Below are 16,392 nucleotides of genomic sequence, written 5' to 3'. Positions count from 1 at the left end.
GTATGGGATGAAAGCTATACTTGTCCAGGATTTTATGCATTTGACATCCAGAACAACCTAAACCGTAGTTAGTCAGGAATGTAGTCGAATTTTGGGGTTATTTGCGAGCCAGTCTCAGATCTTGAACTTGGAAGACTGTAGTTCGATTCTGAGTCTGTAGCCAACGTTCGGCATCTATCGCTGCCATACAACCACTACCAGCAGCTGGTAACGACTGGAAGAAAAATCCGTCACAGGTAGCACAGAATGATATGCCTCGCCCTAATAGCTGTTGTTCATTTTTCAATCCCAAGTATCGTGGTTCAGCCCCAGTGGCAATAATTACGGTATCGGCAAACAAAGACTTTTCCCGATCTACGGTCAGATGAAATGGCCGTTGTGAAAAGTCCACTGTGGTAATCGTCCCCAACCTTAGCTCAGTTTCAAATCGAGCTGCTTGGGCCTCAAAACATCGCATCAGCTTTGGTCCCAGAATTCCATTGATAAAGCCTGGATAGTTCTCCACATTCGTTGTGATGACCAACTGACCTCCTGGTTGTGGACCTCGAATAACCAGGGGCTGAAGTTTAATACCTAGTTTATTATAACTAAAGTGCTTGTTCCAATGCTGGAAAGTTTATTCGAGCAATAAAAAAGAGGCTCTAAACCTCTTTTTTATTATGTAGTGGGCCGAGCTGGATTTGAACCAGCGTAGGCATAGCCAGCGGATTTACAGTCCGCTAAATTGAATTTTGTATAGCATATATAGAAGCAGTTGTATCAATATTTAAAAATTATTGATCTACATCTGATCTAAATAATAAAGTCTTAATTTACTATACTTTTGCAGATTTTGCCCTCGCTGCCTGAGTATTTATACTCAAGAATCTGGAGAAATACCATAGCCGAAGGAGTTGTCAGAGACCAGCCCTTTCAAGAGGTACAAATGAACTATCAACGGTTTGTTCGTATTCCCGCTATATCTCCGCGATCGCCAAGCTGAAATTGAGCATTACTAATCAGGAGAAATTTATTTGAGCTTAAATAAGGAGTAATTTCCTGATGTCTGAAATCCCTATTTTTATATTGGCGATCGCCAATTATATTAGTACAAATGATCACGTTGAAAGGACTGGTTGTCAGAGACCCTAATGGTAGAGTGAACCTGGCTATCTCAATCAGCGAGGTGTGGGTATGCAACAGTTTATTCCTCTGGAATTGTTCAGCTATTTTCTGGTTTTTCAGTGTCATTTCTCAAAGCCAAATTTTGTCTATTTCCAAGCCTATTTATGGGGACTGTTGCTAGCCAGAGGTCGCCAAACAATGAACAATATTGCTCACTGTTGTTTCTGGGTTGAACGGTCTCTATCGAGTTGGGAACGTTTTCTCTCTGAGAATCTGTGGGATCTTAATGCCATTGGAAAAACTTTAGTCATTCTGCTGCGGCAAAAGCTAGAAGCTCAACTTCAAGTTCATGGGGGATATCTGGCTGGGCTAGATACCTTATTAATTCCGAAAAATGGCCAGAAAATGTCAGGAATTCAACTCTGGAAAGATCATAGTGGCAATGCAGATAGGGGCGAAAGACTCACAGGGCATCATTAGACCTCTTGCAAAAATAATTCGTGGTACAATAGGGGATTGTCCAAAAATTATGACAACTCTTGGTAGCAAATCTTTTCCAAGTCAATTTTGAAAGAATTTAGCGATCGCCAACAAAGACATTGCTGAAAAAACTATAGTCCTTCATTATATCATAAAAGACTTTTGCAAGAGGTCTTATGATTTTGCCACTACTAATATCAAAACTAGCAATTAGAGTTTGAGTGCCGTGTCGAATATATTCAAACTCTCTTTTGGCTGGCTGACCTGGTTTCATTGGTTTGTCAAAATATTTTCGCTCCAGAGCTTGAATCCCTGTCATCTCATCGGTACTGATAACTCTTTCTTCCCTTTTTCTTAAATCTTGTGCTTGTTTGTACAACCAACAGATGTTTTTGATTTTTTCATCAAACTTTTCGTCGGGGGGGGATTCAACCAATATTCTGAGACATGGGGTTTTAAGGTGGCTTCGGAGAGTAATCTGCCCACGTGCCTTGTGGAAATACTTCCGACTATTCCTTGTTTGACCATCTCTTCTGCTAATTCTCTTGATGTCCAATGACTGATTGGTCTGCCATATTTTTCTGGTGACTCACAAGCAATGGCAAATAATTGTAATACTTGTTCCGTCGTAAATTTAGTCGGTGACCCTGGTCTTTCTGCATCCAATAGTCTTTCCTTGACGAGTGCATCTTTTTGCTTCAACTGTAACCATCTTTCTCGCCACAGTCTTGCCATTTTTCGGCTAATGTCTAATTCTTTTGCAATAGTGCGATGATTTTTTCCTTGAGATGCCAAAAGTATAATTTTGGCTCTCTTGGCAACTTGTTGACTGGTACTATGACGAGCCAAAATCTTTTCTAATTCTTGTTTCTCTTCATTGTCTAACTTTACTGGTTTAGGAGCTAGTCTTGGCATCTGCTTTCTTCTCTTATTTTTACTCCTGATTAATGGTATCTTTATTTGCGCCCTAATCCACTAGTGCTAAGATTCAAGATTAAGGTTCTAAATGTTGACGACCGTTGCGCACAATTGTCAGCATTTCTTGAAGTTTGTGTTCAATATCCCCTAAAACTTTGCCAGCATAACTATCGGCATCCAACTGAATTACTCGACATTCGTCAATTACTTCTTGTCGCCATTGCTGTATCTCATTTTGAGTTGTTTGTTTTAGTTGCTCACATTCTTGTTCAGTTTGAAGTCTAATTTTTGCCCCATCTAACTCTGCTTGACGCACAATAGTTGATTCCTGAACAATTTGCTCTGCCTTTTTTTCAGCAGACTTGACGATTGAACCAGCATAACTTTGGGCTTCGGACATAATTTCCTGTCTTTGATTTACTATGTCAATAGCTGTAGCTAATACTGTAGGTAAATTTGCTCTAATTTGGTTGAGATAATCTAAAAGCAAAGTCTCATCAACAATAGTTAATTCAGTTAGAGGAATATTAGTTCCATTTAAAATAAAATCTTCTAGTTTATCTAATTCGACTTGAATATTAAAACTAAATTGCGAGTTATTACTTAAATCCGCTTCTAGTTCTGGCTCATTAAATTGAATTTTCTCGTCTTGAGTATAGTTTACTGGCAACATTATTCAACCCGATTCTTTGAGTTTATTTCTAACCTAGATATCCAATGATTGCCAATAAAAGTTAGCAAAAAAACTTAAAGAAAACCAGGAAAAAGCTATTGCTTGGTATTTATTTATACGATCTACTTATTGGTTTTGATACTTAGAATACATATCTTGAGCAACATTTTCTGAAACCAAATGATCGATCGTACCTCCAAATTGAGCTATTTCTTTGACAATACTACTACTCAAAAAACTATATTCTTTAGTTGTAGCTAAAAATACGGTTTCAATATCATGATTAAGTGTTTTATTAGTATGTGCCATCTGTAACTCTTTCTCAAAATCTGATAACACTCTTAACCCTCTGAGTAATACTCCTGCATGGTGTAGTTTGGCATACTCAACAGTCAATCCCACAAAACTATCTACCTTAACGTTAGCGATATGTTGCGTACATTCAGTAATTTGTTCGATTCTTTTGTCTACAGTGAATAAAGGTTTCTTACTAGGATTAGAAAGAACAGCAACAATAACTCGATCAAATAATTTTGCTCCTCTTTCAATAATATCAATATGACCTAAGGTGATGGGATCAAAGCTACCTGGATAAATAGCAATCATAATTTTAGCTGTTTGACAATCAATAAACTTTAAATATTAATTGGTAGTTTTGTGTGTTCGGATTCAGTTTTAAAAATCATAAATAAACTTTTGATAAAACTAGCCGCAGGTACAGCTAAAATCAAACCTAAAAATCCTCCTAGCTGAGCTCCTACCAAGAGAGACAGTAAAATTAGTACGGGATTCAAACCTGTAAATTCACCTAACAGACGAGGGGCAATTACACTTTCAACTATTTGTTCAATTACAAAAGAGATTGCTAAAACTTTTAAACCTAGCCAAATACTTTTTAAAGCCATCAAGAAACTAACTAAACTTATGCTCAATGCTGCACCAAAAGGGAATAATGCCATAATTCCAATGACTAAACCAAACAAGAAACCAAAAGGGACTTGAATTATAAAAAAGGCTATGGTCATAGTAATTCCCATAACCGAAGCAACAGTTAACTGCCCCACAAAATAGTTATTAAAGGTTTCTTTCAATGATTCGCGGATTTTAATCCTATTCTCATCAGGAAAGACTTGAAACAGATCTTGCCAAAGTTCACTGCCATGAAGTAACAAATAGAAAGTTAAAACTATAGTCAACAATAAATCGAGTAGACTACCCACTACTGAAAAAAGACTACCTAAGATCTGTCCGCTAAATTGCTGTAGCTGATATGAGATCTGACTGAGTGAATCAGCAACCAAGCTGCTAATAGTAATGGGCAAATTACGTTCATCTGCCCAAGTCTCAAAAACTTTCGCTTGTTCACTACCCGATGCTACCCAACTGGGTAAACGATCTAGTAGTTCATTTAGTTGCTCGATCACAATTGGAATAACTGTCACCCCAATCACACTAAATAGCAATACACCTGTCAATAAAACTATTAGAATGGCGATCGCTCTTTTGATCTTCTGTTGTTCTAGAAAACGGACAGGATAATCCAAAATAAAGGATAGTAAAGTTGCAGTGGCAAAAATCGTAATTAGAGATTGAAAATATTCAAACACTAAGAGCAGCAGCCAACCATTTAGCACCAGTAAAGGTAAAACCAAACCTCTTGTCAGCCACTTTGGTAATTTGGAGATTGTTTCGTGCATTTATTTTATTCTTGCTGATCTAAAGAGCATTCAAGGCTCTTAGCTGTTATTAATGCTGACATATTATTACCCGAGATCGAGGTTTAAATCTATTAGCTTCTGTTGAATACTGTCAAAGTGATTAACTTAATTTTTAATTCCCGTTGAACCAATACCTTGAATAAACTGTTTCTGACCAATCAAAAATAAAATCAACACTGGTATGGTAGATATTACCACTGCTGCCATTAATAGTGACCAATCATTGGTAAACTGCTCCTGAAACTCTGATAAAGCTAATTGCACTGTCCTTAATTCTGGTCGGGTAGTAAAGACCAAAGGTTTAAATAAATCATTCCACTCCCCAATAAAAGTGAAGAGAAATAAAGTAATTAATGCCGGACGAGATAAAGGCAACATGATCCGGGTTAAAACTTGCCAACGATTGGCACCATCAAGAGTTGCTGCTTCTTCTAGTTCAAAGGGTATGCTAGCAAAATACTGACGCATTAAAAAAATGCCAAAACCATTGGCGGCAGTGGGTAAGATTAATGCCCAATAACTATTAATGAGGTGCGCCCATTTTAAAATAATAAAAGTAGGAATAACTAAGAGCTGAAAAGGAATAACTAAAGTCGCTAAAATTAGTAACAGTATTCCTTGTTTACCGCGAAATTTGAATCTAGCTAAAGCATATCCTGCCAGAGCAGAAGTAATTATTTGTAATCCAGTAACTCCTAATGCCACTAAGGTGGAATTGGCAAATGCTATCCAGAAATTACCTCGGTGCCAAGCTGCTTGATAATTAGCCAGGGTAAAAGAACTATCAGGTGAAGTGAAGGAACTTCTCAAGACGACTATTAAAGGAAATAAAATAACTATCGCCCCCAGGATTAAGACAGTCAAAGTCAGTAATTGAGCAACAGAAAAGTTGGATGAGAATAGTGTCAACGAAGTTGCTTTGACGATAGGCGATCGCTGTTTCATAGGGTAAGCTGTCAGATGTCACATAATTGCATCTCTGCGGGATGATATTGTGGCTGAGACTCAATTCATTCTCTGTGTCTCCGTGTCCCGCGTCAATCTTAACCATCCCATGATAATGCAACACCGCCAATTTAATTGATTAAGACTATTTAGATCTAGTTTTGCTGATCACTCACTTGTCTAAAGTTGCATTTTAAGCTAACCTTCCATAGAAAATAGATCGAAAATAATCAAATAATCTTATATTTACCAACTTTTTACTAAGATGATTTTTTATCGATCACAAAATTGTCCTATTAATCTTAAAAATCACTTGGCTGGCTTAGTTTTGGTAACGATCTTAAACGTTGTTATCAAACAGAAATAACCTAATCTTATCGATACCAATTCAACCTTAGCAAGCAAATATTATTTAAGATGAGTCGTATGCCCGAAAATCAAGCTTTATCTCTCTCTCAGCAAAATTTGAAGATCAATACTTCATCGAGCCAGGCTCAATTAAAGACATCAACTACTCTCAAAACTTCCTGCCATTCCAGCATAATGTTACGCTTGACTATTGCTTTGGCTACGACGGCAATGTATTTACCTCTTTCTAGTCAGTCAGCTTGGGCTACAGGTTTAAAATTGCGCCCCACAAGCGATGCAATTGAACTTCAAAATCTAATTTTTCCCTCAAAAATATCACCAAGCTCTGGGATTCGAGAAGATAAATCGACTGCATTATTACCTCCCATCTCCAATTTGATAGCTACTTTCAAAACTAAGCTGGTCAATTTATCTTTAGTTTCCCAAGAAAAAAATCAACCAAAATTTTCTTTCTCGTCTGACAAAATAGATAGTAGTTTAGAGTCTAAGCTTATATCTGCCTACCCTAACCGTCAGAAAATTGCCTCGACTAAAAACTTTCCAACTGAAGGCATAAATAGTAAATCCCCAAGTTTCTTTTCTGCTTCGGCAACATCAGTTCCCAAGACAACTCCAAGGCTCTACACAGTGAAATCAGGAGACACCGTTTCTAAAATCGCTCAAATACATCGAGTATCTCGTGGGGAGTTGATTAAACTGAATAATATAAAAAACTCCCATATTATTTTTGTTAATCAGCAACTTAAGATTCCAACGCAAATAGCAGATAGTTCACTCACATCCTTTTCCTTAGAGCAACCAGAAAAAGTATTTACCTCTGTTGACTTTACAGACAATACTGATTCTAACTTGTCACCTCTCCCATCTAAGTTTTTAGCCAATCGCTCAAATTCTAATGCTGACTCAAAATCATGGAAGCACTCTAAAGCTGATCAACCCTTACAATCCTCTAATAAATCTAGTAATCATTACGTTACAAAATTGAGAGCAGAAATCGATCAGCTCCGTTCACAATACCGAGATCAAACTAGACGAGGGCAAGCCAACCAGGAAGTAAACTCAAGTTCACTGAGTAGATCTGCTAAGAATGGTGAGGATACTCCTTTTGTGCCAAAAACTTACAATCAAAATACCTCTGCTCCAAAAATCAGCGCTGCTCCCGTGAAGACTTCTAAACAAAGTTTGGAGTCAGATTCATTAGGAGAAGAGATCGCTTCTCTGCAACTACCTCCTTTGGATGCTTCAGAAAATTATTTACCCAGTACTTTTGATGGCTATACTTGGCCTGCGCAAGGAGTCTTAACTTCTGGTTATGGCTACCGTTGGGGTCGGTTACATGGAGGAATCGATATTGCTGCTCCAATTGGTACGCCAGTAATAGCAGCGGCATCAGGGGAAGTTATTACTGCTGAATGGCATAGTGGTGGTTATGGCAATCTAGTCAAAATTAGACATTTAGATGATAGTGTGACTCTGTATGCCCACAATAATAGAATTTTGGTTAATCTTGGTCAAAGAGTAAATAAAGGAGAGCAGATTGCTGAGATCGGCAATACGGGGTATAGTACTGGTCCTCATTTACATTTTGAGATTCATCCCAAGGATTCAGGAGCGGTAAATCCCCTGGCATTATTAAGTAGTCAATAATACCTTGTAAACTAGATCATGGCAGTTCACGAGGCTCTACCTACATGAATATCTCTGACACGCACTGGTACACAAGCATGAGTCATCTGAGCAACTTGCATCGGTTCACCTTTGCCACACATATTTGTGCCGCATTGGACTAATTCAGACTCTCCACCCAGAGCATCTACACTATTCCAAAAGTCGGTGGTCATGCTGTGATAGGTGACGTTTTTGAGCATCCCTGTGATCTTGCCATTTTTGATTTTCCAGAAAGCATCACCCCCAAATTGAAAGTTACGTCGTTGTTGGTCGATAGAATAACTGCCAATACCGTCAATTAAAATTCCATCTTCAGTATCAGCGATCATTTCTGCTAAGGTTGCTGTATGGTCATCTTCTGCTTTACCAGGTTCTAAACCCAAGTTAGGGATACGCACCATCGGTGTACTTGACCAACTGTCGGCATAAGCACTGCCATTACTACTTCCACGCCCTAAGCGATAAGCAGTTTCTCGATCTGTCAAATAGTCGTTGAGCATACCATCCTTAACCACGTACCATTTTTGTGCTGGGACACCCTCGTCATCATAAGCCATCGTACTCCGACCATGGGATTGGGTGCGGTCGGCGACAAAGTTGATCCAAGGAGCAGCATATTGGAGTTGATGGAGTTGATCGGTAGTGGCAAAACTTGTTCCTGCAAAGTTAGCTTCGTAACCGTAGACTCGATCTAATTCTGTGGGATGTCCTACTGATTCATGGATAGTCAGGAAAAGATTGGTCGGTTTGAGAATCAAAGTTTTATTTCCCTCTGTATCTAATTCTGGGGCATGGACTTTCTCGATCGCTTCCTGAGCAACGCGATCGATATTCCCCAACAAATCGGCAGTATTGATATGTTCATAACCAATATTGAGAGGTGGACGTTCATAATTTCTGCTTTTAGCATCGCCATTGGCGATCGCTGTACAACTCATACCAGTATAACTGCGATAAATGGTTTGCTCGATTACAGAGCCGACAGTAGAAGCAAATAGTTTATCTTCTTGGGTGAAACTCAGAAACGAAGAGGCTTTTTTGATACCTTGCTCACCATAAGCGAGAAATTGCTCGTTGATATTTAATAATAATTCGGCTTTTTCTTGAATTGGAACTGTAAAGGGATCGATCTCAATCGGAGTAACATACTTATCTTGGTATGCTTCTACCGGAACTAGTTTGACTGGCTCCTGTTGTGTCAAACGACTACCTTTAGCAGTTTCTATTGCCAGAGTGACAATTCTGGTAATTTCTTCTGGGGTAAGGCGGTGGGAAGCGACAAATCCCCAAGCGCCATCGAGTAATACTCGGACTCCAAAACCAGAACTGACATTATCTGCAAGTCGACTCAAAGAGCGATCGCTGGCAGATAATCTTTGTTGGCGGTAGTGGCAGAGGCGAATATCGCCATATTCACACCCAGCCTGTCTAATTAAGTCTACTGCCAGAGTAGCCAATTCTTGTGTTATTAGTTGCGGAGGAGCTTGTACCATAAGAGCCAGTTTTGATATCGTGATAATTAACTTAGCTTTATTGTAGATAAAAGCTAATGATTCCAGCTTTGAAGATCAGAATATAAGAAGTTTACAGAGATTTATCAGAAAACTTTCATCAGATTTTAAGGATAGCAAGTCATGTTTGAAGTAGTTAAATAACTAATTCAAATTTACTAGATTAACCTAATGAAGCTTGCTAACGTAGCCGAAAAATTAGCTACTGAAAAGCAACAATTTACAATTGTTAGCTCAAAATCCAATCATAATAGAGCAAAGATAGCAGCTAAACTCAATAAAGTGCACAACATATTAGATACTACTTCCATCAAAGTTAGGTTAACTGTCGTTATTGCTGCGGTAGCGGCAATTGGATTAGGTGGTTTGGCTGCTGGAACAAGTATTAGGATGCAACATATTCTCATTTCTACCCACAAAGAGAATATGAAATACATTGCAGATCGTTTTCCCATGGATGTAGAAATTTATAGCGAAATGATTCCTTTAAAGGAAGGCGCACGAAGAGCAATAGATAGTCTTTCTACTGAAAATAAACTAATCTGGATTAAAAATTCGGCGGGAGAAATTACCGCCAAATCTCAAGCTTTAAATAAAGAAGAAATTGGCAGTATTCTTTTGACTGTCAAAGATGTTCCTCTGATTCCCCAAGTTCAAGATTTAAAAGGTAGCTACTGGTTGATGTGTGCTACTCCGCTACGAGTAAGAAATGCTAATTTAGGTCAACTATACCTGGCTCATAACATAACTGAAGACCAGATGATGTTTTTAAATTTGATTCGTAGTTTGAGTATTGCTACGGTAATAGCTATTATCGTTATGACCACTATGATTGCATTATATATTCATCATTCAATGCAACCCCTTAAAAAAATTAGTCAGCTCACCGCAACAATTTCGGCTGATAAATTAGACCAAGCTCATATTCATTTAGACCAAGCTCCTAGTGAAGTTAAAGAATTAGCAGAAACCTTTGACAAAATGTTAATTAGGCTGGCAGAAGCTTGGGAGCATCAAAGAGAACTACTGAGTAATGTTTCCCATGAATTGCGTACTCCTTTGACTATTATTTCTGGTTATATTCAAAGTATTTTGCGACGGGGAACTAATCTATCGGAAATGCAAAAAGAAGCTTTGACTACTGCAGCTTCGGAAGCCGATCGCACTGTGCAGCTACTACAGGATTTATTAGATTTGGCACGGGTTGATAGCGGTAGAATGAAGTTCCAACAGGAAAAAATCATCCTCAATGATTTGATTCAAGAAGTAGTAGGTATGGCAAAACAGTACAGCGATCGCACTATTACTTGGAAATCAGCTTCCAGTTTTATTACAATTAAAGCTGACTCACATCGCCTAAAACAAGTATTATTAAATTTGATCGATAATGCTGTTAAGTATTCTGAGACAAGAACGCCTATTAAGCTAAAATTAGAACAACGAAAAAATTTTGCCATTATTCAAGTTTGCGATCGAGGAGTAGGAATTTCTTTACAGCAACAAGGACGTATTTTTGAACGCTTTTTTCGTGTTGATGAATCTCGTAACCGTGCTGGGGGGACAGGGTTAGGATTATCAATTGTTAAAACTTTAGTTGAAGGAATGGGTGGTAATATTTCAGTAACTTCTCAACTAAATGAAGGTAGTACTTTTACGATTGTTTTTCCTTTAGTTTGAATAGTAATCATATTTAAATTGGAAATTGCTTTCACAAGTAGCAGATAACAAATAGCAAATAGCAAAAAATATCAATCAAATCCTTCAATTTGATCGGCAAAATATTGCGAAAATCTGCTGGGTTTTGTCTCTACTTGCGGCACAATTAAGCAAATTATAATAAAACTGATTAAAATAATCGCACCTTTAGTTCCCCCTTTGATTTCCCAATTAAAATATTGCTTCGCGATCTTGTTGGTAGATGGCAATAAAACTAAACCCATTAAAAAAAACAGGATGGAAATAACAGTATAAGGTGGCGGGTTCATCAAGGCACCAAAAGCAGCCATTAGAAATAAAGTTCCCACAAACCAATTTAAACGAGCAATCATTAGTATCAATTACGAGAATAATCAATCACCTTACTATAGTTCTATACTTCCCCAAGTAACTCGAAATAATATCAAACGTCTTATATGAATTAAACTCGTCATTTCAAGTAAAAATATTTGTAAGGGTAAACTCTTTCTGAAAATGACTGAAGTTTTGTTATATGCTTCTTTGGCGATCGCGCGAAGCGCACTGGCAGAGCCAATCGCTCTATCTTCTGTCACCGCTCAAAATCATTTACGGGCTGTTAAACTTGCTAATCAAATTGAGATGAAAAGAACCCGTTTACTCTCAACACAATCGAGGCATTAATGATGAACTAACTGCCGATACTCATTTTCAACAGGCAGAGTTTCGAGCTTTATTAAACGACTAATCACTCTAACATTATCAAAATCAAATAGTATAGTAAGTAGTTAGCTCTCCAAATGTTTACGCCCATTGTTTCGCAACGGCTCTAACCCCTTATAGAAGTGCTCGAAAAAAGCCTGAACTCGTCCATTCCGTTTAAGATCACGGTGAGTCAGTAACCATATATTAGTGTCAAATCCATCCAGAATTTCACTCAAACGCACTAGTTGATCGTTTAAGTCGGCATATACAACAGGCAATATACAGGCACCGCATCCGGCTTCGACAAGGGTGAATTGAGCGATCGCACTGTCCACTCGAAAACGAATTTGCTCAAGTGGGACGTGTTTTTCCATCCAAGCATCGATCTTCCTAGCATTTAATGCTGGATCCCAGCCAATCCACGGAAGATCTGCCCAGAGAGTGGGTGGCCTTTCTGCAACAGATTGATGGGCATAAATTGCATATTCAATGTGGAGTGCCCGCATCCCCACCAGCGTGTCATCTGGTTGTTTAGAAACTCGAATAGCGACATCTGCTTCCCGGCGGGTCAGACTATGGACACGCGATGTTCCGGAGACCAATTCCAAGGTGATATGTGGATATTGAACTGAGAACGACTGCAAAAGATCTTGATGAAAAAACACCAAGGCATCGAGGAGCGCCACTCTCAACACTCCAGACAGCAAACTCTCTTCACCTTTGATTAAACGCTGTAGATGGTTGGACTCCGCAGCCATGGCTTCCGCAGTTTGCACCGCTTGTTCGCCATAGGTGGTGAAAACCAAGCGACCACCTACATTTTCAACAACTTTTGAACCCAGATCATTTTCCAAGTTCCGGATCCTACGAGACACTGTGCTGATATCCATTCCTAGCTTTTGTGCCGCTTTTTGGAGTGTCCCTTCCCGAGCAAACACCAGCAAAATTTTTAGATCAGACCAGTTCAAATAACCCTCCCTCCAGACCGTATCAAGCTGTCCATTAGTAAAAAGTAAAAAAGCATTGTATTATCGCAAATAATATTTGCATTTCTAGGTAATGACAACGTATTTTTGCAAATCTATAATATTCATTCAAAGGCTGAAGCACGGAAGTCCGGACTCTGTGATGCCTAACAAAGTTAATAGTAGTGACGAAAAGAATGGTTATCTATTCAGCATGGCTGGCAGCCTATCTAATTGTTTTGCAACAAGTGCTTATGCTCACAGTAGGGATGCACCGAACGAAGAAGAAACAAGGTATGGGAGTTCAAGACGATATCACGCTTGAAAGGTTAGTGCGTCGGCACGGCAATCTAGCAGAAAATGCAGGTATTTTTATCGCCTCTGTTGCCTTGTTGGAAATAAACACAGGGTCAACTCGACTCGTTCTGAGTCTTTGTCTCATATTTGCTATTGCTAGAACGCTTCATATGATTGGATTTTCATCTCCCTATGGAGCCTATCGCATTGATGATACTGTGGGTTCAAAAATATTTTTCTTAATTGCCCGAGCAATGGGAGCTACTATCTCGGCATTATCTGGGATTGCTTGTGGTTTTGCGATCGCAATCACCCTTGCCTAGTAGCTAAAATTCAATAACCTTTTATTATTTGACATTTATGTCTAGCACTTTGTTGATTTATCAAGCTGTTGAATCCAGTTTAATAATATAGGGTTAACGATTTCTGGAGCTTCGTCTTGGGGACAATGACCTAGACCCTCTAGGGGAATAAATTCATCAACAGTAGGTATCTCTCCTAGCTCTCTACCCATTGCCGCGGGTTCCCAAGGGTCTTCTGTACCCCATAACAAAACTGTCGGACAGGTCAGACGAGGAAGCAAATCTTCTGGTAAAGGTCCTTGGGAGTAACGGGTAAATGCCAGGAATACATCGGCAGCTCCCTTGTCCATCGCTGGTCCCATCAAAATATCAATTAGTTCGTCGGTGACTGCTTCGGGACGACGGTAAGCCTGCAATAATATGTTGCGAACTACTTTGGGTTTGGCAATTTGCTTAAAAAAGAAACTTCCAATTTGCTTATTACCTAATACCTGCTGCATTACTAGCGAGCCATAATTACGATACCAGGGTAATGTAACTCGCTTGCGATCGTGCAATAGTCTGATGGAGCAGTTGATTGCTGCTACTCCTAAAGCCAACTCAGGATAATCTACAGCGGTTTGCATCACCACAATACAGCCAATAGAATTACCAACTAAAAAAGCAGAACCACCTACTACTTCACGACAAAAATCTGCTAATTGTGCTCCCCAGGTTTCAAAAGTATATTCAATTTCTGAATTTGGCTCTGGTTTAGCCGAACCACCAAAGCCAATGAGATCGATCGCATAACAACGATAAGATTCACCCAATACAGGCAGATTTTTGCGCCAATGTCCCCACGATGCCCCAAAACCATGTACCAATACCACTGCTGCACCAGTTTCTCCAGCTTGTTGATAGGTAATTTTGTGACCTCGCCAGTGCCAAGTTTTAGAAGTTTTATCAATTGCGATCGCCGATGTCATAAGCTTCAGTTTGAAATTTTAAGTTTTGTATCTTTATTAATTAATTCTAATCTGGAACGGCTTGAATTATTTTTGTTATTAGCTCTAAGCTCTTCTTGCGACACGTGCTCGCGGCACGGAAACCACGCCAGTTTCTTTAAGCGGGGAACCCCGCCAACGAACTGGCTCAACAAGACCGCAGTGTCGCGCTAGGCTTTAAGCTATAAGCTCTTATTTGTTCGGCATTAAAATATTAACCAAATGAATAATCAGATACCAGAAATTGAGCAGGTAATTAGAGACTATCTATCAGCCTGGAATACCTCAGACCAAGAACAAAGATCCTCAATCATGAGCAAAGTTCTGGCTTCCAATTGTCTATATGCTGATTCCCACTTGCCTGATTTGATTGAAACGCCAGAGCTACACTCACAATTTATCGCTCAGTTTCGTAGCAAATTTCCCGAATTAAAAATTAGTCTAGTCTCAACTCCAGATATCCATCACAATTTTTTCCGATTTCGTTGGCAATTAACTAAACCAGATGGCAATATCTTTACTCAGGGAATGTTTTTTGGTGAATTTAATCAGCAACAGGAAATAGTTAAATTGGTTGGCTTTGTCGATCAATAGCAAGAATGTGTGAATCAAACTCGTCATTTCAAGTAGGAATTAGCTAGCAAAGTAGATATTTTGACTAAACTTTAGTTACGAAGGGGCTTGGGGAAGCCGTCACTTCCCCAACTGGGGGTCTCCTAAAGGATACCGCTTCGCATATGGGGGAAAGTTCCCCCAGAGATAAATATGGTTTTGAAGGATAAATTAACAACAAGATAGTTCAGAATTAAGCATTATTAATCGGCATCAAGCGTTATTCAAAAACTTTTCCACACAACGGATAAACATTTCCACTCCCATACCCAAAGCAGTTTCGTCAAAGTCAAAACGAGGATGATGATGAGGATAGGCTAAACCTTTATCTGGATTAGCCGAACCCAAGAAAAAATAACAACCTGGTACTTGCTGTAAGAAGAAAGACATATCTTCCCCACCCATGGTTTGACACTCTGGCACGACCCCGATCGGGGTTTCCACTACTTCGGTTGCTACAGAATGAACTAATTCGGCGATCGCACTATCATTAATTGTGGGTGGATAGAGTTGCCAATGGTTAAGTTCATAGTTGGCACCGTGCATCTGGCAAATACCAGCAATAATAGCTTCAAGTCTTTCTCTAATTAAATTTTCTAGGTCAGGATTAAAATAACGAATTGTGCCACTCATTTCAGCGGTATCAGCAATAACATTTAAAGCTGTACCAGCATGAAACTCGCCTACTGTGACGACAGCAGCATCCAAAGGTTTAACATTACGAGAAACAATAGTCTGCAAGGCATTAACGATCTGGCTAGCGACGATAATAGAATCAACAGTCTGATCGGGCATTGCCCCATGACCACCTTTGCCTAAAATCTGACAACGAAAACATTCTACTGCTGCCATCAATGCTCCACTACGAACTCCTACAGTTCCCAATGGCAAATTATTCCAAAGATGTAGCCCGATAATGGCATCCACATCAGGATTATGTAATACCCCCGCTTCAATCATAGGTTTCGCTCCCCCAGGACCTTCCTCAGCGGGTTGGAAAATAATTTTTACAGTGCCTTGCCAATCATCTTTATGTTGAGCAAGATAATAAGCTGTACCAAGAGCGATCGCTGTATGACCATCGTGTCCGCAAGCGTGCATTTTACCGTCGTGCTGCGATCGATAGGGTACTTCGTTAGCTTCCTGAATTGGCAAAGCATCCATGTCGGCTCGAATTGCTAGTACCTTTCCTGGAGAGTTGCTGATAATGGTAGCGACAATACCTGTTTTAGCAATTCCAGTTTGGTGGTCAATATGCCACTCCTGTAGTTTTTGCCGAATAAATTCCGCTGTGATTTTCTCTTGAAAGCCTAATTCTGGTTTTTGATGCAGCTTACGTCGCCACTCAACTAAGTTCGATTGTAAGTTACGTATTTCAGGGCGAATTTGGCTTAAATCAACTGACTGAGCCTGAGAAACAGTGAAAACCATTTTTTATATCAACTTTTTAAATCAAGAAATAAAT

General features: G+C 39.2%; 19 protein-coding genes. 6 read left to right on the top strand and 13 right to left on the bottom strand.

Annotated elements, in window-relative coordinates; genetic code table 11:
• Nucleotides 1-97 precede the first annotated feature (97 nt).
• On the bottom strand, nt 98-523 hold the full coding sequence (locus PLEUR7319_RS35605; RefSeq protein WP_202804240.1) for an FAD-dependent oxidoreductase: 426 nt from the start codon (nt 521-523) through the stop codon (nt 98-100).
• Nucleotides 524-933: 410 nt separating this feature from the next.
• On the bottom strand, nt 934-1,179 hold the full coding sequence (locus PLEUR7319_RS40735) for a hypothetical protein (RefSeq protein ID WP_144054321.1): 246 nt from the start codon (nt 1,177-1,179) through the stop codon (nt 934-936).
• On the opposite strand from PLEUR7319_RS40735, the gene PLEUR7319_RS0115905 reads away from it, so the two are divergent.
• The gene (locus PLEUR7319_RS0115905) at nt 1,174-1,584 is read left to right on the top strand and encodes a transposase (RefSeq protein ID WP_019506219.1); all 411 of its coding nucleotides are present in this window, start codon (nt 1,174-1,176) and stop codon (nt 1,582-1,584) included. The two genes, PLEUR7319_RS40735 and PLEUR7319_RS0115905, sit on opposite strands and share 6 nt — an antisense overlap.
• 97 nt (nt 1,585-1,681) lie before the next feature.
• On the opposite strand, the gene PLEUR7319_RS35600 is transcribed toward PLEUR7319_RS0115905, so the two are convergent.
• The 6 genes from PLEUR7319_RS35600 to PLEUR7319_RS0115875 all read right to left on the bottom strand — a co-directional run bounded on the left by PLEUR7319_RS35600 (nt 1,682) and on the right by PLEUR7319_RS0115875 (nt 5,838).
• Nucleotides 1,682-1,963, bottom strand: coding sequence for a hypothetical protein (locus PLEUR7319_RS35600; protein WP_019506218.1), 282 nt, complete (start codon nt 1,961-1,963; stop codon nt 1,682-1,684).
• Nucleotides 1,939-2,499: a helix-turn-helix domain-containing protein gene (locus tag PLEUR7319_RS0115895; RefSeq protein WP_019506217.1), complete on the bottom strand. Its 561-nt coding sequence runs from the start codon at nt 2,497-2,499 to the stop codon at nt 1,939-1,941. The genes PLEUR7319_RS35600 and PLEUR7319_RS0115895 overlap by 25 nt, the downstream gene beginning before the upstream one ends.
• 79 nt (nt 2,500-2,578) lie before the next feature.
• Nucleotides 2,579-3,175: a hypothetical protein gene (locus tag PLEUR7319_RS0115890; RefSeq protein ID WP_019506216.1), complete on the bottom strand. Its 597-nt coding sequence runs from the start codon at nt 3,173-3,175 to the stop codon at nt 2,579-2,581.
• A 126-nt stretch (nt 3,176-3,301) separates the two neighbouring features.
• Complete coding sequence (gene coaD / locus PLEUR7319_RS0115885) at nt 3,302-3,781, bottom strand: pantetheine-phosphate adenylyltransferase (RefSeq protein ID WP_019506215.1); 480 nt, start codon at nt 3,779-3,781, stop codon at nt 3,302-3,304.
• Nucleotides 3,782-3,810: 29 nt separating this feature from the next.
• Complete coding sequence (locus PLEUR7319_RS0115880) at nt 3,811-4,872, bottom strand: AI-2E family transporter (protein WP_019506214.1); 1,062 nt, start codon at nt 4,870-4,872, stop codon at nt 3,811-3,813.
• 126 nt (nt 4,873-4,998) lie between these two features.
• Nucleotides 4,999-5,838 carry a carbohydrate ABC transporter permease gene (locus PLEUR7319_RS0115875; protein ID WP_083892492.1) on the bottom strand — a complete coding sequence of 280 codons (840 nt, stop codon included), beginning with the start codon at nt 5,836-5,838 and terminating at the stop codon, nt 4,999-5,001.
• A 417-nt stretch (nt 5,839-6,255) separates the two neighbouring features.
• Here PLEUR7319_RS0115875 and PLEUR7319_RS42090 point away from each other — a divergent pair, with 417 nt between their 5' ends.
• On the top strand, nt 6,256-7,854 hold the full coding sequence (locus PLEUR7319_RS42090; protein ID WP_237743583.1) for a peptidoglycan DD-metalloendopeptidase family protein: 1,599 nt from the start codon (nt 6,256-6,258) through the stop codon (nt 7,852-7,854).
• Between the two features lie 26 nt (nt 7,855-7,880).
• Here PLEUR7319_RS42090 and PLEUR7319_RS0115865 read toward each other — a convergent pair whose 3' ends face one another.
• Nucleotides 7,881-9,368, bottom strand: coding sequence for a TldD/PmbA family protein (locus tag PLEUR7319_RS0115865; protein ID WP_019506211.1), 1,488 nt, complete (start codon nt 9,366-9,368; stop codon nt 7,881-7,883).
• Nucleotides 9,369-9,557: 189 nt separating this feature from the next.
• Between PLEUR7319_RS0115865 and PLEUR7319_RS0115860 the strand changes: the two genes are divergently transcribed.
• On the top strand, nt 9,558-11,063 hold the full coding sequence (locus PLEUR7319_RS0115860; protein ID WP_019506210.1) for a cell wall metabolism sensor histidine kinase WalK: 1,506 nt from the start codon (nt 9,558-9,560) through the stop codon (nt 11,061-11,063).
• Nucleotides 11,064-11,134: 71 nt separating this feature from the next.
• On the opposite strand, the gene PLEUR7319_RS0115855 is transcribed toward PLEUR7319_RS0115860, so the two are convergent.
• Nucleotides 11,135-11,434 (bottom strand): hypothetical protein, encoded by a 300-nt coding sequence (locus PLEUR7319_RS0115855; protein ID WP_019506209.1) that lies wholly within the window; start codon nt 11,432-11,434, stop codon nt 11,135-11,137.
• 142 nt (nt 11,435-11,576) lie between these two features.
• Between PLEUR7319_RS0115855 and PLEUR7319_RS40120 the strand changes: the two genes are divergently transcribed.
• Nucleotides 11,577-11,744, top strand: a complete 168-nt coding sequence (locus tag PLEUR7319_RS40120; protein ID WP_202804239.1) for a hypothetical protein — start codon at nt 11,577-11,579, stop codon at nt 11,742-11,744.
• 104 nt (nt 11,745-11,848) lie between these two features.
• Here PLEUR7319_RS40120 and PLEUR7319_RS0115845 read toward each other — a convergent pair whose 3' ends face one another.
• Nucleotides 11,849-12,733, bottom strand: coding sequence for a LysR family transcriptional regulator (locus tag PLEUR7319_RS0115845; protein ID WP_019506207.1), 885 nt, complete (start codon nt 12,731-12,733; stop codon nt 11,849-11,851).
• Between the two features lie 194 nt (nt 12,734-12,927).
• Here PLEUR7319_RS0115845 and PLEUR7319_RS35590 point away from each other — a divergent pair, with 194 nt between their 5' ends.
• Entirely contained in the window at nt 12,928-13,350 is a 423-nt protein-coding gene (locus PLEUR7319_RS35590; protein WP_019506206.1) for an MAPEG family protein, read from the top strand.
• Nucleotides 13,351-13,391: 41 nt separating this feature from the next.
• Here the strand turns inward: PLEUR7319_RS35590 and PLEUR7319_RS0115835 are convergent, their stop codons facing one another.
• Nucleotides 13,392-14,297 carry an alpha/beta fold hydrolase gene (locus PLEUR7319_RS0115835; RefSeq protein WP_019506205.1) on the bottom strand — a complete coding sequence of 302 codons (906 nt, stop codon included), beginning with the start codon at nt 14,295-14,297 and terminating at the stop codon, nt 13,392-13,394.
• A 240-nt stretch (nt 14,298-14,537) separates the two neighbouring features.
• Between PLEUR7319_RS0115835 and PLEUR7319_RS0115830 the strand changes: the two genes are divergently transcribed.
• On the top strand, nt 14,538-14,909 hold the full coding sequence (locus PLEUR7319_RS0115830; RefSeq protein ID WP_019506204.1) for a hypothetical protein: 372 nt from the start codon (nt 14,538-14,540) through the stop codon (nt 14,907-14,909).
• Nucleotides 14,910-15,140: 231 nt separating this feature from the next.
• On the opposite strand, the gene PLEUR7319_RS0115825 is transcribed toward PLEUR7319_RS0115830, so the two are convergent.
• Nucleotides 15,141-16,358 (bottom strand): M20 family metallopeptidase, encoded by a 1,218-nt coding sequence (locus tag PLEUR7319_RS0115825; protein ID WP_019506203.1) that lies wholly within the window; start codon nt 16,356-16,358, stop codon nt 15,141-15,143.
• Nucleotides 16,359-16,392: the final 34 nt, after the last annotated feature.

Origin of the sequence: Pleurocapsa sp. PCC 7319 (genome assembly GCF_000332195.1) — a bacterium.
Taxonomy (GTDB): Bacteria; Cyanobacteriota; Cyanobacteriia; order Cyanobacteriales; family Xenococcaceae; genus Waterburya.
The sequence above is the reverse complement of the archived record's forward strand: the minus strand, read 5'-3'. Positions and strand labels throughout refer to the sequence as shown.

What these genes read in the sequence shown, in the direction of transcription:
- PLEUR7319_RS0115905 (WP_019506219.1), top strand. Translation starts at nt 1,174, where the DNA reads ATGCAACAGTTTATTCCTCTGGAATTGTTCAGCTATTTTCTGGTTTTT.
- PLEUR7319_RS0115895 (WP_019506217.1), bottom strand. Translation starts at nt 2,499, where the DNA reads ATGCCAAGACTAGCTCCTAAACCAGTAAAGTTAGACAATGAAGAGAAA.
- PLEUR7319_RS0115890 (WP_019506216.1), bottom strand. Translation starts at nt 3,175, where the DNA reads ATGTTGCCAGTAAACTATACTCAAGACGAGAAAATTCAATTTAATGAG.
- coaD (WP_019506215.1), bottom strand. Translation starts at nt 3,781, where the DNA reads ATGATTGCTATTTATCCAGGTAGCTTTGATCCCATCACCTTAGGTCAT.
- PLEUR7319_RS0115880 (WP_019506214.1), bottom strand. Translation starts at nt 4,872, where the DNA reads ATGCACGAAACAATCTCCAAATTACCAAAGTGGCTGACAAGAGGTTTG.
- PLEUR7319_RS0115875 (WP_083892492.1), bottom strand. Translation starts at nt 5,838, where the DNA reads ATGAAACAGCGATCGCCTATCGTCAAAGCAACTTCGTTGACACTATTC.
- PLEUR7319_RS42090 (WP_237743583.1), top strand. Translation starts at nt 6,256, where the DNA reads ATGAGTCGTATGCCCGAAAATCAAGCTTTATCTCTCTCTCAGCAAAAT.
- PLEUR7319_RS0115865 (WP_019506211.1), bottom strand. Translation starts at nt 9,368, where the DNA reads ATGGTACAAGCTCCTCCGCAACTAATAACACAAGAATTGGCTACTCTG.
- PLEUR7319_RS0115860 (WP_019506210.1), top strand. Translation starts at nt 9,558, where the DNA reads ATGAAGCTTGCTAACGTAGCCGAAAAATTAGCTACTGAAAAGCAACAA.
- PLEUR7319_RS0115855 (WP_019506209.1), bottom strand. Translation starts at nt 11,434, where the DNA reads ATGATTGCTCGTTTAAATTGGTTTGTGGGAACTTTATTTCTAATGGCT.
- PLEUR7319_RS40120 (WP_202804239.1), top strand. Translation starts at nt 11,577, where the DNA reads ATGACTGAAGTTTTGTTATATGCTTCTTTGGCGATCGCGCGAAGCGCA.
- PLEUR7319_RS35590 (WP_019506206.1), top strand. Translation starts at nt 12,928, where the DNA reads ATGGTTATCTATTCAGCATGGCTGGCAGCCTATCTAATTGTTTTGCAA.
- PLEUR7319_RS0115835 (WP_019506205.1), bottom strand. Translation starts at nt 14,297, where the DNA reads ATGACATCGGCGATCGCAATTGATAAAACTTCTAAAACTTGGCACTGG.
- PLEUR7319_RS0115830 (WP_019506204.1), top strand. Translation starts at nt 14,538, where the DNA reads ATGAATAATCAGATACCAGAAATTGAGCAGGTAATTAGAGACTATCTA.
- PLEUR7319_RS0115825 (WP_019506203.1), bottom strand. Translation starts at nt 16,358, where the DNA reads ATGGTTTTCACTGTTTCTCAGGCTCAGTCAGTTGATTTAAGCCAAATT.